We start from the raw sequence: 4,928 nt of genomic DNA on the forward strand, positions 1-4,928 counted from the left end.
CCCGCGGCCCCCGCGGCCCCCGCGGCCTCCACGGGCTCGGGAACGGGCGGCCCCGGGCACAGCGGCTGAGGGGTCCTCGCGAACCCCTTCGGGACGCCTCCACCGCCTGGGCTTGACCCTGACACCGTGTGAGGCCCTGGAGTGGAGGGCGTCATGTTCAACATCGGAGACTTCGCCAGACACGGCCGCGTGTCGGTCCGCATGCTGCGGCACTACGACGCGATCGGGCTGCTGCGCCCCGCCCGGACCGATCCGGTCAGCGGCTACCGCTTCTACGAGGCGGGCCAGCTCGCCCGGCTCAACCGCGTCATCGCGCTGAAGGACCTCGGCTTCACCCTCGAACAGGTGAGGACGATCCTCGACGAGCGCCCGGACACCGAGGAACTGCGCGGGATGCTCAGACTGCGGCGGGCGGAGCTGGAGGACGCGGTGGCGGCCGCCACCGCGCGGCTGGCCCGGGTCGAGGCGAGGCTCCGGAGCATCGAGAGCGAGGGACACATGCCCACCGAGGACGTCGTGGTCAAGAGCATTCCGCCGGTGCGGGTGGCCGAGCTGAGCGGCATCGCCGACAGCTTCGGGCCCGAGCACATCGGCCCGGTCGTCCAGCCGCTGTACGACGAACTGTGCAGCCTGCTGGAGCGGGCCGGAGTGGAGGCGGCCGGGCCGGGCATCGCCTGGTACGAGGACGCCCCCGGCGGGGGCGGCGCGGTCGTCGTCCACGCCGGTATCACGGTCGCGGCCGGCGCCGGTGCGGGGGACGGCTTCGAGGTCGTGGACCTGCCCGGCATCGAGCGGGCCGCCACCATCGTCCACCGCGGCCCCATGGACCGCGTCATGCCCACCGCCCAGGCGCTGGCCCGCTGGATCGACGCCGGCGGGCACCGCTCGGCCGGCTACGCGCGGGAGCTGTACCTGGAGTGCCCGCAGGACAGGGAGAAGTGGGTGACCGAGCTCCAGGAGCCGATCACGCAGGCCTGACCCCCGTGCGACGCCGGTGCCCGCTCCCGCCCCTGCGGCGGGACGGGAGCGGGCACCGGCCCGCCGCGTGCGCCGCGCCGGTCAGGGCCAGGAGGTCTCGCTGCGCGGTACCACGACCACCTCGGGCATCACGCTGCCCTCGGGGACCGCCAGCGCGCACATGACCGCGTCCGCCACGATGTCCGGGCTCTGCAGCTTGGAGGTGTCCGCGTCGGGGAAGCGCTCCGTCACGAACGGGGTCTCCATGCCTCCCGCGATCACCCCGGTGACCCCGATGCCGATGCAGTCGCGCTGCGCCTCCTTGAAGAGGGTGTGGGTGAAGGCGCGCAGCCCCGACTTGCCGGCCGAGTACGGGCCGGCCTCGGTCCAGGTGCGGTTGGACGCGGTGGACAGGATGTTGACGATGTGTCCGCCGCCGCGGGCGACCATGCGCCGGTAGGTCTCCAGACACATGTACATCGGCCCCAGCAGGTTGGTGGAGACCACCCGGGTGACCTCCTCGGCGGACAGGTGCTCGATCGGCTTGGAGACGTCCACGGCGGCGTTGTTGACCAGGACGTCCAGGTGCCAGGACGCCTCGTCCAGCCCCCGGAAGGCCGCCTCGACCGCCTCCGGATCGCGGACGTCCACCTCCAGGAAGCGGACGTCCGCACCCTCCTCCTCGCTGAGCCGGGCGCAGAACTTCTCGCCCTCCTCGCGGCGTACGTCCACCACCCGCACGGCGGCCTTGGCCCGTGCGAGGCGGCGGGTGATGGACGCGCCCAGGCCGCGGGCACCGCCCGTCACCAGCGCGTTCCTGCCCTCCAGATCCAGCCGTACCGCTCCGCCCACGGTGCTGCCTCCTCACTCGGCCGCTGCGGCCGCTGTGGCGTCCGCGCCGGAGTGCCCTCCGGGGGGAGGCCGAAACGGGCGCCGCCCGCCGGGCGGTGGACGGACACCGCCCGTTTCACCCGGACGGAGTACCGCGGACGGGACCGCCGCGCCGGCGGCCGTGCGGTGGGGCGATGAGTTCCGCCCGTCCGACCGGTCTGCCCCGGTGACCCCGAAAGCCCCCGTGACCAGGAGGCCCGGTCTTGGCAGCTCATGAGGAGACACGGACGTCCGGCCGCGAGACGGCCTCGCTCGTACTGGCCGCCGACGGCCCGGTCACCCGCGCCGGCATACCGCGGCTGTGCGAGCGGCTGCGCCGTGTGCTGAGCCGCACCCGGACGGACCCGGTCGTCGTGGAAGCCGGGGAGTTCTGCGCGGCGGACATGGTCACCGTCGAGGCACTGGTCCGGATGCAGCTCACCGCCTGCCGCCTGGGCCGCCGGATACGGCTGGGTGAAGCCGGCGAGGAGCTGCTGAGTCTTGTCGCCTGGGCGGGGCTGGGCGAGGAGGTGCCCACCGCCGGAGCGGGCCCGTGCGCGGCGCCGTACCGGGGACACTCAGCGGGGAGCGAGGCGCGCGGGCAGCCCGAACAGGGGGAACAGCCGCGCGGTGTCGAGGAAGGCGTTGAGCGCGGTGATCCGGCCGCCGGACACCTCGACGACCTGCAGCGCCCAGGGGGAGAAGCCGCCGTCCGGATCCGGCCGGTACTGCCCGAACGCCCGGCAGCCGTTCGCCGTGACCGGAATCAGGCGTGACCCCCGGCAGCCCGCGCCGTGCCCGGTGAGCCACGCCCGTATGTCGGCGTGGCCGCGCAGCCACAGTTCGTAGGGCGGCATCGACAGCGTCGCGTCGTCGTGCAGCACCGAGGTGAGGGCGTCGAGGTCGTATGCCTCGAAGGCGCTGACGTAGCGGGCGAGGAGCGCACGCTGCTCCTCGTCCATCGAGTCCGTGCTCCCGCCGGCGGTGGTCTCGGAGGTGACCTCGGCGGAGGCGAGCGTGGCGCGGGCGCGCTGGAGCGCGCTGTTGACCGACGCGACCGTGGTGCCCAGCAGTTCGGCGACCTCGCTCGCCCGCCAGGCGAGCACCTCGCGCAGGATCAGCACCGCACGCTGCCGGGGCGGCAGGTGCTGGAGGGCCGCGACGAAGGCCAGCCGGACCGACTCCCGGGCCACGGCCGTCTCGGCCGGATCGCCGTCGGGCAGGATCCGGCCGCTGGGCATCGGCTCTATCCAGGTGGTCTCCGGGAGTGCGGGCCCGGGCGGGTTCTCCGCCCCCGAGGGGGAGGACAGATCCATGGGGCGGGCGCGCCGCCGGCTGCCCCCGAGCATGTCCAGGCACACGTTGGTGGCGATGCGGTACAGCCACGACCGCAGCGAGGAGCGCCCCTCGAAGCGGTCCAGGGCGCGCCAGGCGCGCACCATCGTCTCCTGGACCGCGTCCTCCGCCTCGAAGGCCGACCCCAGCATCCGGTAGCAGTAGCCCGTCAGCTCCACCCTGTGCCGTTCCAGCCGCAGTTCCGCGGGCTCCGGCTCCGCGGACTCGCGCGTGGCCGTGCCCTTCGTGCCGCTCGCCGTCGCCACGTCACCCATCGGGGCCCCCTGTGACCCTCGTTCCCCGTCCGCGCGCTCCGCCCTGTGGCGGAGGCACGGAACACACCTCCGGACCGGCCCGCCGAGGTCCGGCCGACCGCTTTCCAGCAAACCACCGGCCACTGACAATCGCGCCCCGGCGCGGCCCGGCGCGGCCCGGACGCGCTCAGACCTCCGCCCGCTCGGTGTCGGGACCGCGGCGGCGGCGACGGCGGCGGCGGCGGGGCAGCCGGAAACGGCGCTTGAGCTCGTACAGCATCGGGTGCCGGTCGCGTTCCTCGCGGGTGTAGCGGTCCAGCTCCTCCGCCAGACGCGTCGAGCGCTTCTCCACGTCCAGTTCGTCCAGCACCCGGTCGAACTCCGACAGCAGCGCCCCCAGCAGGTGCCACTGGCGCGGATGCTCCTGGACGCGGGCGAGCAGCAGGTGCGCGACCCGCTCGCGCCCGGCGCGCCCGGCCTCCATCTCGGCCGCCAGCCGGTCCTCCGCCTCCTCGGAGCTGGCGCTGTCGGCGCTGGTGACCAGGACGGCGAAGCTCTGCACCGCTCCGGCGACGTTGCCGAACAGCTCCTCCACGGCCTCGGCCACCTCGTGCGGGAACAGCGGCTCCTCCTCGCGCTCCCTGGCCAGGTCGGTGAGGGTCCGCGACATCGCGCGCATCACGGTGGTGCAGATCTCCAGGGTGTCCAGGCCCGTCCGCAGCACGACCCGGGACAGCAGCGCCTCCTTGACCCGGGGGTTCAGGCGCAGGCTCTCCTCGGCCTGCACGAGGGAGGCGTCGACCTGCGCGATGTCGTTGTCCAGCCGTCGCGCCTCGTGGAGGCGGGCGGCCGCCCGGTGCACCGGGGTGGGAGTACTCAGCTGCTCACCCATGCGCAGCAGCAGCCGCCGCATCCGGCCGGCCAGGTCCACCAGCGCCTCCTCGGCGGGCTGCACCCACACCGGAGGCACGAACAGGAAGTTGAACAGCAGTCCGACCGCGGCGCCGATCAGGGTCTCCAGCACCCGGCTCAGGGCCAGGTCCGTGGCATGGGAGACCCCCAGCACCAGCATGGCGCTGATCGCCACCTCGGGGATGAAGTCGCCGGCCCGCACCAGGTGCCCGACGGCCAGGGAGGTGAGGATGAGCAGGCCCAGACTCCACCAGCTCAGGCCCACCAGGGCGCTGAAACCGACGGCCACCGTGACCCCGGCCACCACGGCGTTGACCCGGGTGATGCCCTTGGTGATCGTGGCGAACAGGGTGACCTGGACGACCAGCAGCGCGGTCAGCGGGGCCAGCAGCGGGGCCCGTGCGTCGGTCAGCCAGAGGGCGGCGGAGTAGGCGAGCGTCGCGGCCGCCGTGGAGCGGAGGGCCTGGACGACCGCCGGCTCCCTGCGCCGCCGCACGAGCTCGATCACGGGTACGGGAACTTCAGGCACACTACCGCCCTTCCCGCCCGGGGAAGATCGATACCGTGTGTCCTCCCACCGCCCCACCCGGCCGTCCCTCC

Annotated in this window: 4 protein-coding genes and 1 pseudogene; 2 read left to right on the plus strand and 3 right to left on the minus strand. The window is 74.0% G+C overall.

All coding sequences use genetic code 11. The annotated features are described in order from the left end of the window. The first annotated feature begins 153 nt into the window (after positions 1-153). Entirely contained in the window at positions 154-978 is an 825-nt protein-coding gene (locus L7D48_RS25800; protein ID WP_237883026.1) for a MerR family transcriptional regulator, read from the plus strand. 81 nt (positions 979-1,059) lie between these two features. Here L7D48_RS25800 and L7D48_RS25805 read toward each other — a convergent pair whose 3' ends face one another. Next, on the minus strand, positions 1,060-1,809 hold the full coding sequence (locus L7D48_RS25805; RefSeq protein ID WP_237883029.1) for an SDR family oxidoreductase: 750 nt from the start codon (positions 1,807-1,809) through the stop codon (positions 1,060-1,062). 242 nt (positions 1,810-2,051) lie between these two features. On the opposite strand from L7D48_RS25805, the pseudogene L7D48_RS29230 reads away from it, so the two are divergent. Then, positions 2,052-2,336 (plus strand): annotated as a pseudogene (locus tag L7D48_RS29230) (STAS domain-containing protein); the annotation flags it as partial. A gap of 69 nt (positions 2,337-2,405) precedes the next feature. Here L7D48_RS29230 and L7D48_RS25815 read toward each other — a convergent pair. Together L7D48_RS25815 and L7D48_RS25820 are read right to left on the minus strand one after the other, a co-directional pair. Beyond that, a complete protein-coding gene (locus L7D48_RS25815) occupies positions 2,406-3,437 on the minus strand; it encodes a sigma-70 family RNA polymerase sigma factor (protein ID WP_237883031.1) in 1,032 nt (343 codons plus the stop codon). 166 nt (positions 3,438-3,603) lie between these two features. Further along, positions 3,604-4,836, minus strand: coding sequence for an aromatic acid exporter family protein (locus L7D48_RS25820; protein WP_237883033.1), 1,233 nt, complete (start codon positions 4,834-4,836; stop codon positions 3,604-3,606). Positions 4,837-4,928 lie beyond the last annotated feature (92 nt).

This window comes from Streptomyces sp. ICN903, assembly GCF_022015835.1.
In the GTDB taxonomy this organism is placed as follows: Bacteria; Actinomycetota; Actinomycetes; order Streptomycetales; family Streptomycetaceae; genus Streptomyces; species Streptomyces fenghuangensis.